The organism is Bacillus sp. A01H (assembly GCF_045277205.1).
In the GTDB taxonomy this organism is placed as follows: domain Bacteria; phylum Bacillota; class Bacilli; order Bacillales; family Bacillaceae_G; genus Bacillus_A; species Bacillus_A paranthracis.
This window is the reverse complement of record NZ_CP117702.1, coordinates 4,069,882-4,088,940: the sequence shown is the minus strand read 5'-3', so window position 1 is coordinate 4,088,940 and position 19,059 is coordinate 4,069,882. Positions and strand designations below refer to the sequence as shown.

The 19,059-nt window shown below is 36.5% G+C and carries 20 protein-coding genes, 1 pseudogene, 1 riboswitch and 1 other annotated feature; of the genes and pseudogenes, 12 read left to right on the top strand and 9 right to left on the bottom strand.

Features of this window, described 5'->3' with window-relative positions:
* Positions 1 to 25: 25 nt before the first annotated feature.
* A complete protein-coding gene (nhaC, locus tag PSR14_RS21580) occupies positions 26 to 1,399 on the bottom strand; it encodes a Na+/H+ antiporter NhaC (RefSeq protein ID WP_000253748.1) in 1,374 nt (457 codons plus the stop codon).
* 277 nt (positions 1,400 to 1,676) lie between these two features.
* Positions 1,677 to 1,897 (bottom strand) — a binding site (T-box leader).
* A 141-nt stretch (positions 1,898 to 2,038) separates the two neighbouring features.
* On the opposite strand from nhaC, the gene PSR14_RS21575 reads away from it, so the two are divergent.
* The 8 genes from PSR14_RS21575 to PSR14_RS21540 all read left to right on the top strand — a co-directional run bounded on the left by PSR14_RS21575 (position 2,039) and on the right by PSR14_RS21540 (position 8,800).
* Positions 2,039 to 2,395, top strand: coding sequence for a hypothetical protein (locus tag PSR14_RS21575; protein WP_000726889.1), 357 nt, complete (start codon positions 2,039 to 2,041; stop codon positions 2,393 to 2,395).
* 122 nt (positions 2,396 to 2,517) lie between these two features.
* On the top strand, positions 2,518 to 3,906 hold the full coding sequence (gene bioA / locus PSR14_RS21570) for an adenosylmethionine--8-amino-7-oxononanoate transaminase (RefSeq protein WP_061535572.1): 1,389 nt from the start codon (positions 2,518 to 2,520) through the stop codon (positions 3,904 to 3,906).
* Positions 3,906 to 4,634, top strand: coding sequence for an ATP-dependent dethiobiotin synthetase BioD (bioD, locus tag PSR14_RS21565; protein ID WP_061535571.1), 729 nt, complete (start codon positions 3,906 to 3,908; stop codon positions 4,632 to 4,634). Before bioA ends, bioD begins: the two co-directional genes overlap by 1 nt.
* Positions 4,600 to 5,787 (top strand): 8-amino-7-oxononanoate synthase, encoded by a 1,188-nt coding sequence (bioF, locus tag PSR14_RS21560; protein WP_061535570.1) that lies wholly within the window; start codon positions 4,600 to 4,602, stop codon positions 5,785 to 5,787. The genes bioD and bioF overlap by 35 nt, the downstream gene beginning before the upstream one ends.
* Positions 5,784 to 6,497 (top strand): alpha/beta fold hydrolase, encoded by a 714-nt coding sequence (locus PSR14_RS21555; RefSeq protein ID WP_000661275.1) that lies wholly within the window; start codon positions 5,784 to 5,786, stop codon positions 6,495 to 6,497. Before bioF ends, PSR14_RS21555 begins: the two co-directional genes overlap by 4 nt.
* Positions 6,490 to 7,299 carry a malonyl-ACP O-methyltransferase BioC gene (bioC, locus tag PSR14_RS21550; protein ID WP_000608931.1) on the top strand — a complete coding sequence of 270 codons (810 nt, stop codon included), beginning with the start codon at positions 6,490 to 6,492 and terminating at the stop codon, positions 7,297 to 7,299. Before PSR14_RS21555 ends, bioC begins: the two co-directional genes overlap by 8 nt.
* 1 nt (position 7,300) lies before the next feature.
* Complete coding sequence (gene bioB / locus PSR14_RS21545) at positions 7,301 to 8,299, top strand: biotin synthase (protein WP_000815866.1); 999 nt, start codon at positions 7,301 to 7,303, stop codon at positions 8,297 to 8,299.
* A gap of 180 nt (positions 8,300 to 8,479) precedes the next feature.
* A complete protein-coding gene (locus PSR14_RS21540) occupies positions 8,480 to 8,800 on the top strand; it encodes a hypothetical protein (protein ID WP_000549777.1) in 321 nt (106 codons plus the stop codon).
* 24 nt (positions 8,801 to 8,824) lie between these two features.
* Here PSR14_RS21540 and ribH read toward each other — a convergent pair whose 3' ends face one another.
* The 5 genes from ribH to PSR14_RS21515 form a co-directional block, all read right to left on the bottom strand.
* The gene (ribH, locus tag PSR14_RS21535) at positions 8,825 to 9,286 is read right to left on the bottom strand and encodes a 6,7-dimethyl-8-ribityllumazine synthase (protein ID WP_000230889.1); all 462 of its coding nucleotides are present in this window, start codon (positions 9,284 to 9,286) and stop codon (positions 8,825 to 8,827) included.
* A gap of 18 nt (positions 9,287 to 9,304) precedes the next feature.
* The gene (ribBA, locus tag PSR14_RS21530) at positions 9,305 to 10,498 is read right to left on the bottom strand and encodes a bifunctional 3,4-dihydroxy-2-butanone 4-phosphate synthase/GTP cyclohydrolase II (protein ID WP_000468996.1); all 1,194 of its coding nucleotides are present in this window, start codon (positions 10,496 to 10,498) and stop codon (positions 9,305 to 9,307) included.
* 12 nt (positions 10,499 to 10,510) lie between these two features.
* On the bottom strand, positions 10,511 to 11,155 hold the full coding sequence (ribE, locus tag PSR14_RS21525) for a riboflavin synthase subunit alpha (RefSeq protein ID WP_000493913.1): 645 nt from the start codon (positions 11,153 to 11,155) through the stop codon (positions 10,511 to 10,513).
* Positions 11,137 to 12,249, bottom strand: a complete 1,113-nt coding sequence (gene ribD, locus PSR14_RS21520) for a bifunctional diaminohydroxyphosphoribosylaminopyrimidine deaminase/5-amino-6-(5-phosphoribosylamino)uracil reductase RibD (protein ID WP_048557604.1) — start codon at positions 12,247 to 12,249, stop codon at positions 11,137 to 11,139. The genes ribE and ribD overlap by 19 nt, the downstream gene beginning before the upstream one ends.
* Positions 12,250 to 12,561: 312 nt before the next feature.
* A riboswitch (FMN riboswitch) is annotated at positions 12,562 to 12,705 on the bottom strand.
* A gap of 190 nt (positions 12,706 to 12,895) precedes the next feature.
* Positions 12,896 to 13,102 (bottom strand): CDGSH iron-sulfur domain-containing protein, encoded by a 207-nt coding sequence (locus PSR14_RS21515; protein WP_001151582.1) that lies wholly within the window; start codon positions 13,100 to 13,102, stop codon positions 12,896 to 12,898.
* Positions 13,103 to 13,241: 139 nt separating this feature from the next.
* Between PSR14_RS21515 and PSR14_RS21510 the strand changes: the two genes are divergently transcribed.
* Positions 13,242 to 13,487 carry a YqkC family protein gene (locus PSR14_RS21510; RefSeq protein ID WP_000360809.1) on the top strand — a complete coding sequence of 82 codons (246 nt, stop codon included), beginning with the start codon at positions 13,242 to 13,244 and terminating at the stop codon, positions 13,485 to 13,487.
* A gap of 10 nt (positions 13,488 to 13,497) precedes the next feature.
* Here PSR14_RS21510 and PSR14_RS21505 read toward each other — a convergent pair whose 3' ends face one another.
* A complete protein-coding gene (locus PSR14_RS21505) occupies positions 13,498 to 14,421 on the bottom strand; it encodes an alpha/beta hydrolase (RefSeq protein ID WP_000819219.1) in 924 nt (307 codons plus the stop codon).
* Positions 14,422 to 14,502: 81 nt separating this feature from the next.
* Between PSR14_RS21505 and PSR14_RS21500 the strand changes: the two genes are divergently transcribed.
* Complete coding sequence (locus tag PSR14_RS21500; RefSeq protein ID WP_000233414.1) at positions 14,503 to 14,982, top strand: GNAT family N-acetyltransferase; 480 nt, start codon at positions 14,503 to 14,505, stop codon at positions 14,980 to 14,982.
* Positions 14,983 to 15,084: 102 nt separating this feature from the next.
* A pseudogene (locus PSR14_RS21495) lies at positions 15,085 to 15,947 on the top strand (LacI family DNA-binding transcriptional regulator).
* Positions 15,948 to 15,970: 23 nt separating this feature from the next.
* Here PSR14_RS21495 and PSR14_RS21490 read toward each other — a convergent pair.
* Complete coding sequence (locus tag PSR14_RS21490; protein WP_000994774.1) at positions 15,971 to 17,290, bottom strand: Na+/H+ antiporter family protein; 1,320 nt, start codon at positions 17,288 to 17,290, stop codon at positions 15,971 to 15,973.
* 131 nt (positions 17,291 to 17,421) lie between these two features.
* A complete protein-coding gene (locus PSR14_RS21485; RefSeq protein WP_000898953.1) occupies positions 17,422 to 18,420 on the bottom strand; it encodes an alpha/beta fold hydrolase in 999 nt (332 codons plus the stop codon).
* Positions 18,421 to 18,541: 121 nt separating this feature from the next.
* Between PSR14_RS21485 and PSR14_RS21480 the strand changes: the two genes are divergently transcribed.
* Entirely contained in the window at positions 18,542 to 19,018 is a 477-nt protein-coding gene (locus tag PSR14_RS21480) for a ribbon-helix-helix domain-containing protein (protein ID WP_000151910.1), read from the top strand.
* Positions 19,019 to 19,059 lie beyond the last annotated feature (41 nt).

Here is a 19,059-nt window from a genome sequence, read left to right as displayed (position 1 = left end):
GATTCAGGTAATCCTTTTTGATATATTATGAAAGTGTTACAGCTTTTTCCTTCTTCCATGAAAGGCCAAATCCAGTAAAGCCGACGATAATTGTTACAACTGGACAAGCTAAGCAGAAGATTGCGAATGGAACGTAATCAAAAGTTGGAACGCCAAGGACGTTCGATAAGAATACGCCACTTACTCCCCATGGTACGAGCGGGTTAATAACTGTACCTGCATCTTCTAATACACGTGATAAATTACGACGTTCTAAACCGACTTCATCATATTTATTAGCGAATGCTTGTCCTGTTAAAACGATAGATAAGTACTGCTCACCAAGTAAGAAGTTCACACCGATTGCAGTTGAAGCAGTAGAAATAATTAAGCGTGTGCTAGTTTTTACGAAGCTAGAGATGATATTCATTAGCTGCGTAATAATACCCATTCCTTGTAATAATCCTCCCATACAAAGAGCTAGGAAAATAAGAGCGATTGACATCATCATACTTTGCAGGCCACCGCGAGATAATAAGCTATCAATATCTTTCATACCCGTTTTAGAAACGTAACCGTCTTGCATAATTTTCATTAAATCAGTTAAAGAAGTACTAGGTTTAAATATAAATAGGATAATGATCCCTACTATAATTCCAGCAAGTAATGTTGGAACTGCTGGAACTTTTTTAAATGCGAATAGGAACAGTAATAAAATTGGAATAAGTGTAAAGATAGAAATCGTTGCATTTTTCTCTAATGTGCTAATGAAGTTTGTGAAGTCAACGTCTCCACTAGTACCGCTTCCTAAAATGAAAAATGCGATAAAAGCAATAATGAAAGCTGGAACTGTTGTCCAAAGCATGTTACGAATATGCTCAAATAAATCTACACCCGTTACAGCTGGCGCTAAATTTGTTGTATCAGATAAAGGAGACATTTTATCTCCAAAGAATGCACCAGAAATAATTGCACCAGCGATTAGAGCAGGATCGTATCCGAGAGCACTACCCATGCCCATAAAGGCAAGTCCTACAGTTGCGGCAGTTGTAAAGGCACTACCGATACTTGTTCCAACAATTGCACAAACAACAAAAACAGTTGGAATGAAAATTTTTGGGGATACAAGCTGGAAGCCGTATACCATTAAAGTTGGAATTGTTCCAGCAGCGATCCAAACACTAATTAATACGCCTACAAGTAAGAATATAAAAATAGATGGAATACCAGCTGAAATACTACTTATCATTCCTTTTTCCATCGTAGACCAATCAATTTTTTTCATAAATCCAAATGCTAATAAAAAAACGATACCAAATAAAATTGGGATGTGTGGTGAAACTTCTAATTGAATAACACTAAAGCCAATGCAGAAAAAGATAAATACTGTTAAAAGAACAGATTCAATTTTTGAAACCATTGTTTTCCCCTCCTAAGTAATCTAAAATAGCTCTTTTTTATATAAAATTCGCCAATATTGTTTATTTCCTTCTAAATTTTAGAATTTTGTGACAAATTACCGGTAATTGTTGTTTCTTTAATATGATACGGAAATGAATGGATAAAAAAACGTCCCTGCATATAATTATACAGGGACGAAGAAATCGCGGTACCACCCTAGCTTGTGAAATGAATGTATCACAAAATAAAGGGTCGTATGATATGCGCTCATAAAATAAAAACGCCCCTGCAACATATGCAGGGACGAAAAGTTCGCGGTACCACCCTAAATTGTGAAACAGTGTCGTTTCACCACTCTTTAGATATAACGGTCTATAACCGTCTTTCACTACTCCTTACGTTTCGCAAAAGAAGCTCCAGGGGGTAATTCATAATTCGCTCTGTACTGGTTCGCACCGACCACCAGCTCTCTGAAAGCAGAAATCGAAATACTACTAAATCCTATCAATGCCGATTCATATGATGTTAGTTAAATTTTTATCATATATTCGTCTCACATGTCAATAAAAATATTCAATGATTTTTTAGGGAAATAAAGGAGAACGATTTTAATCCTATGAAAATGTGCGTTATAATGAATTTGAAAGGGGAGGAAAGAGTGAAGAAAAAAATAATTCTTTTTACCACTTTACTAGTCATTGGCGGAAGTGCTGGCATTTACACAGCTTTTGCAGCTGAATCAGAGCAGGCGAAGCAAAAGCAAATACAGCAGTTAGAAGTGAAGAAAGCGAAAGAAGCTGAAGAGAAGAAGTCGATGGAAAAAGCAGCTGATAAACTAGGGGTTTCTACGGAAGGAAAAACAAAAGAAGAGGTTGCGAAAGAAGTAAATACCGCAAGATTTGAGAAGCGCCATGATCTATTGATTGAACATGCAAAACAACTTGGAATTGAAACAGAAGGAAAAAAAGACGAAGAGATTATTTTAGAAATCGGAAAGATACAACATGGAAAGTAGAACAACTTATCTTATGATAAGTTGTTCTTTTTTAAGAACTACTTGATTTAAAAATAATTGACAGTCATTTAGATTTAATGTTAACTATATTTATAAACTAGTTAACATTAGGGGTGACAATTGTGACTTTTAGTAAGAGTACGACTGACAAACCATCATATACATATGAAGAGTTATCGGAGAAAAATAAAGCCTATGTATGGCATCCATTTACACAAATGAAGGATTATTTAGAAGAAGATCCTGTCATTATTGAACGGGGAGAGGGAAGAAAGCTATACGATGTAAATGGAAATGAATATTGGGACGGTGTTTCGTCTATTTGGTTAAATGTTCATGGACATCAAGTGCCAGAACTAGATGAGGCAATTCGTGAGCAATTAAATAAAATTTCCCATTCTACTATGTTAGGGCTTGCTAACGTTCCATCTATTTTATTAGCCGAAAAAATAATTGAAGTTGTACCAGAAGGTTTGAAGAAAGTGTTTTATTCAGACTCCGGTTCTAGCGCTGTTGAAATTGCAATTAAGATGGCCTTTCAATATTGGCAGCATAAAGGAAAACCGAAGAAACAAAGATTTGTTACATTAAAAGAAGCGTATCATGGTGACACAATTGGAGCTGTTTCAGTGGGAGCAATAGACTTGTTTCACCAAGTGTATAGTTCGCTTTTATTTGAAGCAATTAAAATGCCTTATCCATATACATATCGTTCTCCTTATGGAAATAATAAGGAGGAAATTGTAAAAAAACATTTAGAAGAAATGGAAGAGCTGCTGAAAGATAAACATGAAGAGATTGCGGCGGTTATTGTAGAACCTTTAATGCAAGGTGCTGGCGGTATGATTACAATGCCAAAAGGATACTTAAAAGGGCTACGTAATTTATGTACAAAATATAATGTTCTATTTATTACAGACGAGGTAGCGACTGGATTTGGGCGTACTGGAAAAATGTTTGCATGTGAACATGAAAATGTAACACCGGATATTTTGACAGCCGGAAAAGGTTTAACAGGCGGATATTTACCAGTTGCAATTACTGTAACGACAGATGAAATTTATAATGCCTTTTTAGGAGGCTATGAAGAACAAAAAACATTTTTCCACGGACATAGTTATACAGGGAATCCGTTAGGGTGTGCGGTAGCAATTGCAAATCTAGAACTATACGAGAAAACAAATTTAATAGAAGAGGTGGCACGTAAAACAGAATATGTGGCGACGCAATTAGAAGACCTCTTTGCATATAAACATGTAGGGGACATTCGTCAATGCGGGTTAATGGTTGGAATTGAACTTGTGAAGAATAAGGAAACGAAAGAAGCGTTTGAATGGACAGAGAGAGTCGGTGTTCAAGTATGTAAACGCTCAAGAGAACTAGGTATGATTTTGCGCCCGCTCGGTAATACGATTGTGTTTATGCCCCCTCTTGCTTCTACAATTGATGAGATTGATGATATGTTACGTATTTTGTATAAAGCAATCTCGGATGTTACGGAGGGAGAATAATGAGCGGTTTTTTTATAACAGCAACGGATACTGAAGTGGGAAAAACTGTAGTTGCAGGTGCATTAGCAGGTGTATTTAGAGAACTTGGGTATAACGTAGGGGTCTATAAACCGTTACAAAGTGGACATGTTGCATCAAATCCAGAAGGAGATGCAGCAAGGCTAAAGGCATTATCAGGTGTACCGACAAAAGAAGATGAAATTTGCCCTTACTCTATTGAAGAGCCGCTTGCCCCGAGACTTGCCATGAAAAGAGCTGGAAGGACAGTAACGTTAAAAGACATTATTCATCACTATAATGAACGATTGAAAGATTTTAATAGTCTACTTGTAGAAGGAGCAGGTGGATTAGCTGTTCCATATACAGAGGATGCTTTAGTAATTGATTTCGCAAAAGAATTACAACTTCCACTTATTGTAGTAGCACGCCCTACATTAGGAACAGTAAATCATACAGTTTTAACGATCGCTTACGCAAAGGCATATGGTTTAACAGTAGCAGGTGTCATTTTATCTGGCTGCAAAGAATGCGAAATGGAAAGAGTGCAAGAAAATAAAGAAATGATTGAAGAGCTAAGTGGGGTACCGGTTTTAGGTTTATTACCATTCTTTGCAGGTGAGTTTACAAGAGAAGAAGTCTTGGAATCTGCTAAAGAATATATAATGATTTCAAAATTAGAGGAGCTTATCCGAAATGAATCAAACGTGGCGCACACATCTTCAATCTAAATTGCAACAATTACATGAGCGAGAGCAGTATCGTAATTTGCATGTAACAGAACAAGCAGAAGAGACATGGCTTATTCGAGATGAGAAAAGGATGCTAAATTTAGCGTCAAATAATTATTTAGGGTTAGCTGGAGATGAAAGGTTAAAAGAAGCTGCTATCGCATGTACAAGAAAATATGGAACTGGGGCGACAGCATCAAGGCTCGTGGTAGGAAACTATTCACTGTATGAAGAGGTTGAGAGAAGTATATGCGATTGGAAAGGCACTGAAAAAGCCTTAGTTGTGAATAGTGGATATACCGCAAATATTGGAGTGATCTCTTCATTAGTGAGTCGTCACGATATTGTGTTTAGTGACAAATTAAATCACGCAAGCATTGTTGATGGAATTATATTAAGTGGGGCAGAGCATAAAAGGTATCGTCATAATGATTTGGATCATTTAGAGAAGTTATTGAAAACAGCGTCACCTGAAAAGCGGAAATTAATCGTAACAGATACTGTTTTTAGTATGGATGGTGATACTGCGTATTTGAGGGAGTTAGTAGAGCTGAAAGAGAAATACGGGGCAATTATTTTAGTGGATGAAGCGCATGCGAGTGGAATATATGGAATTGATGGAGCAGGGTTGTCTCATATAGAAAAAGATCTTTCTCAAAAAATTGATATACATATGGGGACGTTTAGCAAGGCTTTAGGGTGTTATGGTGCGTATTTGACAGGTGATGCAATTTATATAGATTATTTACAAAATATGATGAGAAGCTTTATTTTTACTACAGCTTTACCGCCAAGTACGTTAGGAGCAGTGCAAAAAGCAATTGAAATTGTACAAGAAGATCATAAGAGAAGAGAGAATCTTATAGCAAATGGAGAATACTTCAGGAGCAAATTACGAGAAGCTGGATTTGATATAGGGAATAGTTCAACTCATATTATACCGATTGTAGTCGGTTCAAATGAAAATGCTTTACGGTTTAGCAAAAGGTTACAAGAGGTAGGTATTGCAGCTATTGCAATTCGTCCGCCAACTGTACCGATTAATAGTTCTCGAATTCGCTTTGCAGTTACATCGCAACATACAATAGCTGATTTAAAATGGGCTATTGACCGAATTACTCACATTGCGAAAGAAGAGGAGCTTTTCGTATGAAAGAGCTGAAGATTATTTTTATCCCTGGATGGGGAATGGAAGAAAATATTTGGGATTTAGTACTTCCCCATTTTAAAGGATATCCTGTTCAATGCATTAATTGGCGTAACGTGAAAGAACAAAGTGAGTTTGCGAACAGGATTATAGATGTAGCACAGGATGAAAATGTAATTTTAGTTGGATGGTCACTAGGAGCATTAGCGGCAATTCAAGCTTATAAAAAAATTAAGGCAAAGGGTATCGTGCTAATTGGTGGTACTGCTAAATTTACAAATACAAGTGACTATAGTAGTGGATGGAATACTTTGCATGTAGAACGGCTGAAAAGAAATTTGGAGAGAAGGAAAGAAGATACGCTCAAGCGGTTCTATGAAAATATGTTTACGAAAGATGAGTTGAAAGAGAATAAAAGTTTTGAAGACATCGTAAAACATTTTAAAGGTGATTCTATGCAGTCTTTACAATTCGGTTTGGATTATTTAATAGAAACAGATATGAGAGCAGCATTGAAAGAAATTAACGTCCCTATACTACTTATTCACGGAGAGAGGGATGTAATATGCCCATTGTCTGCAGCATGTAGTATGGCTGAGAATGAAACTGCCACACTCAAGGTAGTAAGTGAGGCTGGACATGCATTATGCGTAACGAATTTCGAATATTGCGCAAATGAAATCATTCAATTTGTAGAGGGGATACGACATGATTAACAAAACGTTACTACAAAAACGATTTAACGTGGCAGCTGTATCCTACGATCAATATGCAAATGTACAAAAAAAGATGGCGCATTCATTACTTTCTACATTGAATCGGCGATATAGTGCAAATTCATCGATACGTATTTTAGAACTTGGATGCGGGACAGGATATGTTACAGAGCAATTATCAAACTTATTTCCGAAAGCACAAATTACAGCTATTGATTTTGCCGAAAGTATGATTGCAGTTGCGAGAACTAGACAAAATATAAACAATGTAACATTTTATTGTGAGGATATCGAAAGATTACGACTAGAAGAAACGTATGATGTCATTATTTCAAATGCCACATTTCAATGGCTAAATGATTTAAAACAAGTGATAAGAAATTTATTTCGTCATTTATCTATAGAGGGGATATTACTCTTTTCAACATTTGGACAGGAAACATTTCAAGAATTGCATGCTTCGTTCCAGCGGGCGAAAGAAGAAAAAAATATACAAAATGAAACATCGATTGGGCAACGTTTTTATTCGGAAAATCAGTTGCGCCATATATGTGAGATGGAAACAGGGGATGTACATGTTTCTGAAACGTGTTACATAGAGAGATTTACAGAAGTTAGGGAGTTTCTACATTCTATTCGTAAAGTAGGAGCGACCAATAGTAATGAAGAATCATATTGTCAAAGTCCCTCACTCTTTCGTGCGATGCTTCGCATATACGAAAGAGACTTCACGGGAAATGAAGGGATAATGGCAACGTATCATGCTTTATTTGTGCATATAACAAAAGAGGGGAAGAGATGAAATGAAACAAGTACAAACAAAGAGAGATTGGAAAAAACTTGCATACGACGTAGTAGAAGAGAAAGTGATTACGAAAGAAGATGCAATAGCGATATTAGAGGCTGACGATACAGAGATTTTAGAAATTATGAATGCTGCGTATATCATTCGCCACCATCACTTTGGTAAGAAAGTAAAATTAAATATGATTATTAATACGAAGTCTGGATTATGCCCTGAAGATTGCGGATATTGTTCACAGTCTATTATTTCAGAAGCACCGATTGATAAATATGCATGGCTAACGCAGGAAAAGATTGTAGAAGGAGCGCACGAAGCAATTCGCCGTAAAGCGGGTACGTATTGTATTGTGGCATCTGGTCGTCGTCCGACTGATAAAGAGGTAAATCACGTAATTGGAGCAGTTAAAGAGATTCGTGAAACGACAGATTTAAAGATTTGTTGTTGTTTAGGTTTCTTAAACGAAGATCAAGCAGGACGTTTAGCGGAAGCGGGTGTACACCGTTATAACCACAACTTAAATACACATGCGAATAATTACGAAAGTATTTGCTCCACTCATACGTATGACGATCGTGTTGATACAGTTCAAAAAGCGAAACAAGCGGGTATTTCACCATGTTCAGGAGCGATCTTTGGAATGGGGGAGACAATAGAAGAGCGTGCTGAAATTGCATTCGAATTACAACGTATAGATGCCGATTCAATTCCATGTAATTTCCTTGTTGCTGTAAAGGGTACGCCGCTTGAAGGACAAAAAGAGTTAACACCAGTAGAATGTTTAAAAGTACTGGCGATGATGCGCTTTGTAAACCCAACGAAAGAAATTCGTATTTCAGGAGGGCGTGAAATCAATTTACGTTCTGTACAGCCAATTGGTTTATTTGCAGCAAACTCTATTTTTGTTGGAGACTACTTAACGACAGCTGGACAAGAACCGACTGCAGACTGGGGTATGATTGAAGATTTAGGATTTGAGATTGAGGAATGTGCATTATAAGATAGAAAAAAGCAAACTTATAAAAGAGTTTGCTTTTTTTGTAAATAAAATGTAATAAATAGTTGTGAATGCTTGATACTAGTGGCTTTTGAGCGAAAAAAAGAATTTTGGTGGACGAATTTTCCAAGCCCCAATTGTACATAGTAAATATGTAATTTACATTGGGTTGGAGGATTTTACATGCACAAATATATATTAGCGATTATGACTTGTCTCATTTTACTAAAAGCGATAAGCGCTGATCCAGTTAAGGCCGCCGAAAATCCTGAACAAAAAGAGATGCAACAACGAATTGAACAACATTTTCGAACGAAAGCTGAACATTTTGGATTGAAAACAGAAGGGAAAGATTTAAAGGAAGTACGAAAAGAAATTACTATTATAGAAGAAGCGAAGAAAAGAGAGAATGTATGGAAAACAGCACAGACGCTTCGTATACAAACAGAAGGAAAGACAATGGATGAATTAATAAAAGATGTACGGAGAAAAGTGAAGAAATAAAAAAAGAGGCCGCAGCCTCTTTTTTTATGCCCATTGTTTTGATAAGTGAGCCATTTCAATTGCAGCGACGGCGGATTCATAGCCTTTATTACCAGCTTTCGTGCCCGCGCGTTCAATCGCTTGCTCGATCGTTTCAGTCGTCAATACACCGAAAATAACGGGGATGTCTGTTTGTAGTGATAAAGATGCAACACCTTTTGCTACTTCATTACAAACGTAATCGTAATGTGTTGTAGCACCACGAATGACAGTGCCTAACGTAATAACAGCATCATATTTCCCGCTATTCGCCATCTTTTTAGCGATTAAAGGAATTTCAAATGCACCAGGAACCCAAGCAACATCGATATCAGCTTCTTCTACACCGTGACGCTTTAATCCGTCTAAAGCGCCGCCAAGTAATTTACTTGTAATGAATTCATTAAAACGTCCAACAACAACCCCAACTTTTAATCCTGTACCAACTAAATGACCTTCGAATACCATAATAAATCTCTCCTTTAATTATAAGTTTAGTAAATGTCCTAATTTGTTTACTTTCGTTTGTAAATACGTTTTATTCTCTTCTTTTGCTGGCATTTGTAACGGTACACGCTCGATTACTTCTAAATCGTAACCTTGTAAGCCAGCAATTTTTCTTGGGTTATTCGTTAATAATCGTAAATGTTGTAAACCTAAATCTTTTAATATTTGAGCGCCAATACCGTAATCCCGCAAATCAGCAGGGAAGCCAAGCTTTTCATTTGCTTCTACAGTATCGAATCCTTCTTCTTGTAACTTATAAGCGCGAAGCTTATTCAGAAGCCCAATGCCTCGTCCTTCTTGTCTCATATAAAGAAGAACGCCCTTTCCTTCACGCTCAATTTGAGCAAGTGCAGCATGGAGTTGTGGTCCGCAATCACATCGGCACGAGCCAAATACATCTCCTGTTAAGCACTCTGAATGAACGCGTACAAGTACAGGATCTCCTGTTGAAATATCACCTTTTACGAGTGCAATATGCTCTTTCGAATCTAAGGAATTAGAATAGCCAATTGCATGGAAAGTACCGAAATCTGTAGGTAATGTAATTTCCACTTCTCGCTTCACTAATGTTTCATGGTGGCGGCGATAAGCAATTAAATCTTCTATTGTAATCATTTTTATATCAAATTGTTTTGCGCACTGTAGTAAATCAGGTACCCGTGCCATCGTACCGTCCTCATTAATAATTTCACAAATGACGCCAGCTGGTTCTGCTCCGCAGAGCTGTGCTAAATCGACAGCAGCTTCTGTATGACCAGCCCGGCGCAAGACACCACCTTCTTTCGCAATTAATGGAAAGATATGTCCGGGACGATTGAAATCAGCACCTTTTGATGCAGGATTTAACATTTCTCGTATCGTAGTTGCACGTTCGTGGGCACTAATCCCAGTTGTTGTAGAAACATGATCAATGCTCACTGTAAATGCAGTATGATGCGAATCTGTATTATGAGCTACCATTGGTTCTAATTGTAGACGTTCTGCGTACCCTTCTGTAATTGGTACACAAACGAGACCGCGTCCATGTGTAATCATAAAGTTAATTGTTTCTGGCGTAATATACTCTGCTAAAGCGATAAAATCGCCTTCATTTTCACGGTTTTCATCATCACATACGATCACGACTTTTCCTTGTTTTAAATCTTCTAGAGCTTCTTCAATACGATGAAACATAATGCTTCCCCCTTATAGAAATCCGTTTTCTTGTAAAAAGCTTTCGGTCATTGAACCTGTTCGTTTTACTGGTTTAGAAATAAAGCGTTCGATATATTTACCAATCATGTCACACTCAATGTTTACGATGTCACCGGCATTCTTTTCTCCGATAACAGATTCACTTACTGTGTGCGGGATGAGTGAAATTGTAATGGAAGATTCGTCTATATCAAATATTGTTAAACTCGTTCCATCAACAGCAACGGACCCTTTATGCAAACAATAGCGTAGCAATTCATCAGAAATAGCTATTTTGTAATAGACGGCATTATAGTGTTGTTTTTTGTTTAATATCGTTCCGATGCCATCGATATGTCCTGAAACGAAATGTCCACCGAATCGTCCGTTTGCAGCCATTGCTCGCTCTAAATTTACTTTAGAGTGTGATTTGAGCAGGCGAAGTGATGTTGATTGCATCGTTTCGGGCATTGCATCAACTGTAAATGAAGTAGGTGTAAAGCTTGTTACAGTTAAGCAAATACCGTTAACCGCGATGCTATCACCTAAGTGAACATCTGATAAAATTTTATTGGCATGAATCGTTAACTTCATCGCTTCGCCGCTTTGTTGCATGTTTGCAATCGTTCCTAATTCTTCTACAATTCCTGTAAACATTCCGTCACCTCACTTCGAGCATTTGCAACAATTTTTATATCATCGCCAATTTGTTTCATCTCTTGAATTTCCAAGGAAAGTGCATCTTGTAATGTTGAAAAACCATTTCCACCAAATAAAGTAGGGGCATTACTTCCACCAATTAATTTGGGACTTATATAAGTTACAATTTCATTGAAATGCTTTGTTTGTAAGAAGCTTGCATGAACTGTTTGCCCACCTTCGACGAAAAGAGAAAGAATTTGTTTTTCGCCGAGTAGGTGTAAAACATCCTGTATTTCAATTTGCTTCGTTTTTATTTGGAATATAGCTATATTTTCAGATTCATAAGAAGCTATTTTCTCTGGATTTACATCCTTACCAACTATAATCCATGTCGGTGCTAAACCATCTGTTATGACATGAGAAGATGGTGGCGTTCGTAAATGGGTATCTAAAATAACGCGTATAGGATTTTGCCCCCCGTTAGGAATTCTTGTTGTTAAATGCGGATTATCAGCTATAACTGTATTCACTCCAACAAGAATTGCATCGTGTGTATGACGATATTGATGAACATCAGCCCGTGCTTCTTCACCTGTAATCCATTTACTTTCACCAGTTACAGTTGCTGTTTTTCCATCTAAGCTCATCGCTGTTTTTATTGTTACAAATGGGCGTTTCGTTTTCATGTAGTGAAAAAAGTAACGATTTAATAAAACCGCTTCTGCTTCAAGAACACCGGTAGTTACTTCGATGCCAGCTTCTTCTAATCTCCGTTTTCCATTACCAGAAACGAGAGGATTGCAATCAAGAGTAGCAATTACCACCCGTTTAACTCCTTTTTTTAACAGTAAATCACAGCAAGGTGGTGTTTTTCCAAAATGGCTACACGGTTCAAGTGTTACATACACGGTGGCTCCTTTTGCTTTGTCACCAGCCATATGAAGAGCATGAACTTCTGCGTGTTCTTCACCAGCACGTAAATGAGCTCCCATACCGACGATGTTTCCGTCTTTTACAACAACAGCACCAACCATAGGATTTGGACTTGTTTGCCCAGATGTTCCTTCTGCTAATTGCAGAGCAATCCTCATATATTCTTGATCTGTCATTTTCTTCACCTCTCCTAAAAAAAATCAAAAAACCCCAAGGATTTTAATATCCTTGGGGTTTGGGAGACGTGATTTCTAGAAATATAGTTCGAATACGAAAGTATAGGAAAGAAACCTAACGATGATTGATATTTTGGCATAAGGAAGAAACCTAGCAAAAATATCAAATTTTTCAAACGCTAGTCGTATCTTTTTATTTCAGCATAGAAAGATAAGTATACAAAATAAAACATATATATAGATTTGAATTGAATCTATAAAAATATGCATACTGAAATAAAAGTGTATTCGCTATATAAAATTACTAGAAAACATATCCTTCTCCCATCCAGACTATACTGTCGGCCCTAGAGTTTCACTAGATCCACCGTTTTCGAGTTGAAAACGGGTCACGGACTTAGAAGTTTGCACTTCATCACCGCCGGTTGGGAATTTCACCCGACCCCGAAGGATGCTGTTTGCTCAAATTATAGCACAAAAAAAATAAAAGGCTAGTAAAAAGTATTCGAATGTGAAGAATTGTGTGAAAATATATGTAGGCTGAGATGGAGACAAAAGTATTAGAAATGTTGTAAGGAGAAGGGATATAACGGAGTTGCTAAAAAGAAAAAACATGCACAAAAAAATGTGCATGTCACATGTAAAATTATTCTGCCTCTGGTGCTCTAACAACAGATTCGAATTTACCTTTATGCGAAGCATCGCAATAAGGCATATTTTTTGATAAACCACAACGGCATAAAGAAAATGCCGGTTTTGCTGGGAATACATTCCCTTGTGAATCAACTAATTCCACGTCCCCTGTAACGCGAAAAGAGCCATTATCATTTACTTTAATTTGTACTTTAGCCAACGCTATCCCTCCTTCCCAAACGCTTAATTTCATCATATAATCAAGAGAAGTACTTGACAATATGAAAAGAGCACTTTCTTTGGAAGAGAAGAGAGTGTTATAATGTTTTTTATAACTGACTAGAGTAAGGTGACGAAAGATGGATAAACAATTACGTACATTACGAAATATTGCAAATGAGCGCACGTGGGCTTCATTTTTGAATGATAATCATCCATATAGTTTGTTACACTGGTCCATTGCTGGTGTAGGACAAGAGTCAAAGGATGTTTGGTTACTGCAAGATGAGGTAACATTTCAAACGACAGAATTTCCAACGCTAGATGATGCAATAAAGTGGATTTCTGAAAATATGGAACAAGTTACAGACGTTTTAGCGCAATAAAAAAACAGGCTTATGCAAGCCTGTTTTTTGTTTCTTTTACATATGAGTTTAAAAATTGATCAACGGCTGCTTCATACTCTTCTTTATTTTCGTTATAAGAGCAAGCGTGTGCGCCGTGTTCTGCAATATAAAGTTGTTTATTGTTTTCCTTCGCTTCATAGAGCGCTTTCGTCATATCAGCTAAAATATAATCATCATCTTTACTATGAATAAAGAGGACGGGATTGTTAATGTTTTTTATACAATCGATTGGTGAAACTTCACGAATCGTATAACCGTCACGCACTTTTAAGAAAGCATTTGCTAAAGGTAATAAAGGCCATTTCGGTAAATGGAATTCAACCTTTAAACGATGTTGTAATTGTCCGTAGAAATCAGAAAAAGGACAATCTGCAATATAGAAATCAGCACCATCTTCTACAAGTCCTGCGTACTGAAGAAGTGTTGCAGCTCCCATCGATTCACCATGAATACCGAGTGTTATATTTGTTCCAAAACGACTTTTTAGCCAGTCAACTACAGATTTTAAATCATGCTTTTCATAGTATCCATAGCTTGTTGTTTTTCCGCCAGTTTTACCATGACGACGATGATCATAAATAACGACATTATATCCTCTGTTTAAAAATAACCTTGCATATTTTACAGAGTTCATTTTATTTACAGTTACGCCGTGACAGAAAATCATAAACTTATTGGAATGACCAGCAGGAATGTAATATCCGTGAAGATCATATCCGAATTGCGAAGGAATATGAATTTCTTCTTTATGAAGAGCTTCAAAATCTTCTATACGAAAATGTTTTTTCGTTTCTCTTTCGAGTATTTCTTCCTCTGTTTTTTTCTTTAAGTACATCACCTTATTTGTAAAGAAAATCCCAAGGGCAGTTATCGCACCTAGTATAGTAAACAATGCTGCAAAAAAACGTTTCATACTTTACCTCATCCTCCAAATACCGTTACATGTGATACACTTATATTGTATCACAAGGATAGAAAAGGGGAGAAATAGGAAATGGTGCATATACAAAAAATTACGCCAGCGATGAAAGAAACAATCCGAATGTTCATGTGTGAGAACTGGGGGAGTTCATTGATGGTTTCACGTGGTAAGGGACATCAATTAGAAGAGTTGCCAGGATTTGTTGCGCTCTCAGAAGACAGAATAATCGGAATTGTAACGTATGAATTGATCGGAAATATGTGCGAAATTGTATCGTTAGATAGCTTTGAAGAAAGAAAAGGAATAGGGACAAAACTTGTGGATTGTGTATTACGAGTTGCAGAAGAAGAACGGTGCAGGAAGGTTTGGCTTATAACAACAAATGATAATATGAATGCGTTACGTTTTTACCAAAAACGTAATTTTTTGATGACGAATTTATATGTAAATGCGGTGGAAGAGGCACGAAAAATAAAGAAAGAAATTCCGCGCATCGGGTATGATAATATCCCGATTTTACATGAAATTCAATTAGAATATAGTTTAGTGTAATGATGTAACAATTTTCAGAAATATAAATTATTAACCTTGACGAATATTGTAATTTAGGTTACCGTAAAATTGTAATCTATTACCATATTAAGGGGTGACGATGTGGCAACTATACGTGATGTTGCAAAATTGGCAGGTGTTTCAGTCGCAACCGTTTCACGAGTTATAAATGAAAAAGGATACGTTCATGAGGACACAGTAAAACAAGTAAAGGAAGCAATTGAGGAATTACGTTATAGGCCAAATAGTGCAGCAAAGCCACTATTTAAAGAGAATTCAACGATAATTGCATTACTTGTAGATAATCTATATGACCCATCAAACATCACTTTGCTACATTGTATTGAGGAAATAGCGTATAAAGAAGGATATCAAATTATTGTTTGTAATATAGAGAATAAAGATAGATACATACATATGTTGAAGGAAAATAACGTTGCAGGTGTTATTTTAACAAGGTCCGTTTTTAAAAGTATAGGAGAAATCCCACTTCCGTTTGTTGTGATTGATGAAAAAAATCTTATGCAAATTATTATGAAAGTGGCCAAAGAGCGGTCTCTTTATTAAAAGAAAAAGGTTGTCACTTTCTTGCTTATTTCGGTGAGGGCGAAGATAGTGAAGAAATGGAAGAGTACATATCAGGATTTTTAGACGCTGTTTGGGAGGAAGGAATCTCTTATCGAGAAGAATGTGTACAAGGGTATACGAATAAACAGTTTGTTACATTATTGCAAACTTATCCGTATATAGATGGAATTGTAACTTCAAGTGATAAGATTACCTTTGAGTTAATTCGAGCAGCAAAAAAATTAAATATCCGTATACCGGATAAATTGAAAATTATTGGACTGAACGGGAGTATAGACAGTGAGTGGGCAGGTCCGTCATTTATGCAAATGGAAAGTTGTATCGAAGAAAATGGGAAAATAGCATTGCAACAATTAAAGGGAAAAATAAAAAAGTAAAAGGTGCGTATAAAACGCACCTTTTATAATGTAATTGCGGCAATAAAGCCGAATATAAGTAACGGTATATTGTAATGTAAAAAAGTTGGTACACACGTATCCCATATATGATGGTGTTGACCATCAGCATTTAAACCGGATGTTGGTCCAAGTGTACTATCTGATGCTGGAGATCCTGCGTCTCCTAGCGCTCCGGCTGTACCGATAATTGCAATGGTGGCCATTGGACTAAATCCAAGCTGAATACAAAGAGGTACAAAAATTGTTGTTAAAATAGGGATGGTTGAAAAAGATGATCCAATCCCCATCGTAACGAGCAGTCCAATTACAAGCATAAGAAATGCAGCGAGTGGTTTGTTATTCCCAATTATATGTGCACTCGTTTGTACAAGAGATTCAACATGTCCTGTTTTTCGAAGAACAGCTCCGAACCCAGCGGCAGAAATCATAACAAATCCGATAAAGGACATCATACGCATTCCGCTTGTTAAAATTGCATCAGCTTCTTTAAGAGGTAGACTACCACTAACTGATAAAACGATAATCCCCGCTAGAGCGCCGAAAATCATTGATTCTGTTGCTAATTGAACAGTTAATGTAGCTAAGATAGATACTAGCCCGAAAGTAATGCTTCGTTTTGTATAGGGAACGATTTCATTTTCAGTAGTATGAATTTGTTCTGTTTCATACGTACGAGGTTTTCGGTACGTAATAAATACTGCCACACATAATCCGATAATCATACCGATTGCTGGAATGGTCATTGCTTTTGGAATAAGTGCGACATCAAATGTAAGACCGCTTTGCGCAGCATTTGTTTGTAATACATCATGATAAATTTTTCCGAATCCTGCTGGAATCCACATATAAGGAGTAATCAATCCGAATGTAATAATACATGTAACAAGTCTGCGATCCACTTTCAGCTCATTTAATACTTTTAAAAGTGCTGGAATTAAGATGGGGATGAAAGCGATGTGAACAGGAATCACATTTTGTGAGAAACAAGCCATCGTTAAAATGATAAATAGAATAAGTATTTTAGAGTAAACTTGTTTTTTCGTGTCTTGTTCATTGCCAATCCACTTTAATGCAGTTTGAATCATAGCATCTGGAAGTCCGGTTTTGGAAAGAGAAATAGCGAAACCACCAAGCATTGCATAACTTAAAGCGATTGGAGCACTGTTTCCAAGACCAGTTGTAAAAGTGTTAATCGTTTCTGAAATACCGAGTCCACCGATAAGTCCGCCTGTTAAAGCTCCAACAATGATGGCGACAATGACCTGGACACGTAACAAACTAAGCAATAGCATAACTGCTACTGCAATGAGTACAGCATTCATAATAAATGTAATCTCCCCAAAATTTTATTGTGTTAAGGCAAGGAAATATGAATCACCTTGCTAGATTTATACATAGTTGCGACATATTATTATAAATTGTTTCTTATGAAATGTAAAAGAGCCTTTTGTTACTAATGGTGAAAAGCTAGCTCTTGTTTAATGGATTGTAAAGAACGAGCGAATAATTCTGGCTCTTCTAAATCGGGAGAATGTGCTGAATTTGGGAACCAAATCATCTTTTTTATCGGTGCTTCTATTACATCACAATATTCCTGAACGAGTGCATAAGGAGTTTGATAATCATAGCGACCAGAACAAAAATAAACTGGAATAGATAAACTCGTAATAGAAGAAAAGAAATCGATTGTCAACATTTCTTCCCATAAAACGCCAGATTTTAAATTTCCTGCGAGAAACTTGAACCAATCTAATAGTGTATATTCGGGAGAAAAGAAGCCTTTTCGTATGAAAGAAAAGGAAGATCCGTTTTGGATTGCACCTCCGAATGTGCCAAGCCATTTTCTTTGAATAATAAGGCGTCTCGTATCTAAAAATGGCGGTTTTCCTAATTTTAAAAGGGACGCTAATGCTTTTTTATGATTATATTTTTTTGCAGAACGAATTAAATGCTGATATAGTAATTCCTCGTTTTGTTTCATATGTACAATTTGCCCAATACCGATATAAGCCTCGATATATTGTGGATAATAGTGTGCTATGTTAAGCCCGATAATACTTCCCCAAGAATGACCAGCGAGAAATAGTTTCTGTTTATTGAACTTTTTAAGTACATATTGAATCACTTCTTTTGCATCGGAAATGAATTGTTCGATTGTAAAATTTGCTCCGAAATCTTTCATTGAAAAGGATTTACCTGCCCCGCGCTGATCCCAATTAATTACGATGAAGTGTTTCTCCAATTCTTTTTGAAAATGACGAATAAATCCGATTTGTGCCATGCCTGGTCCACCGTGACAGCATAATAAAATAGGCTGCTCTACGTTTTGCCCGCGCATAAGGAGAGTTTGTTTTCGGTTGTTAATCATAACGCTTTCCATCGTAGCGATACTATTGGGAATGAGTTTTTTATTTTCATTATAGAACTGCGGGGTATTGCTACGAAAAAGCATATTGAAAACCTCCTTTTCTAAAATCGTATGAATCGCACAGGCTATTCGTTTTGCATATACTGTTAGAAAATCATTGTAACATACCATACTAGTGTCATTTCAATATGGGAGGAGGGAAATTGTGACGATTGGAGAAATTATCGATTGTTTAAATAGGCGTGAATCCATCGCTATTATAGCAAAACGTCTTGAAATAAGCCCGTATACATTATCGAAGAAATTAAGATTGATTGGATACGAATATGATGGAGAACAGAAAAAGCGTATTTTTGTAGGAGATGGAGAAGAACCGCGTCACTTACAACTCCAAGAAGCGACAGCCCTTCAATATGCGAAAACGGATTATCAACTATTAATTTATGAACAATTACAAAGTATTTATGAGTTATTAAGAAAGAAAGAAGAAGTAATTGCCCCCATGATGAATATAAGTACAGAAAAAAAGAAACGTACCTTTTCTATTAATAAAGAAATATTAGCAAAACTAGACGTTATATCAGAATCGAAAGGAATTCAAAAATCTAAACTTGTAGAAGAGGCGTTACAACAATTTTTACAACAATATGATTTTAACAACACATCACATATTGATAAATAAAGAAAAGGATACTATGTTCATTGTAAGAACGAGTATCCTTT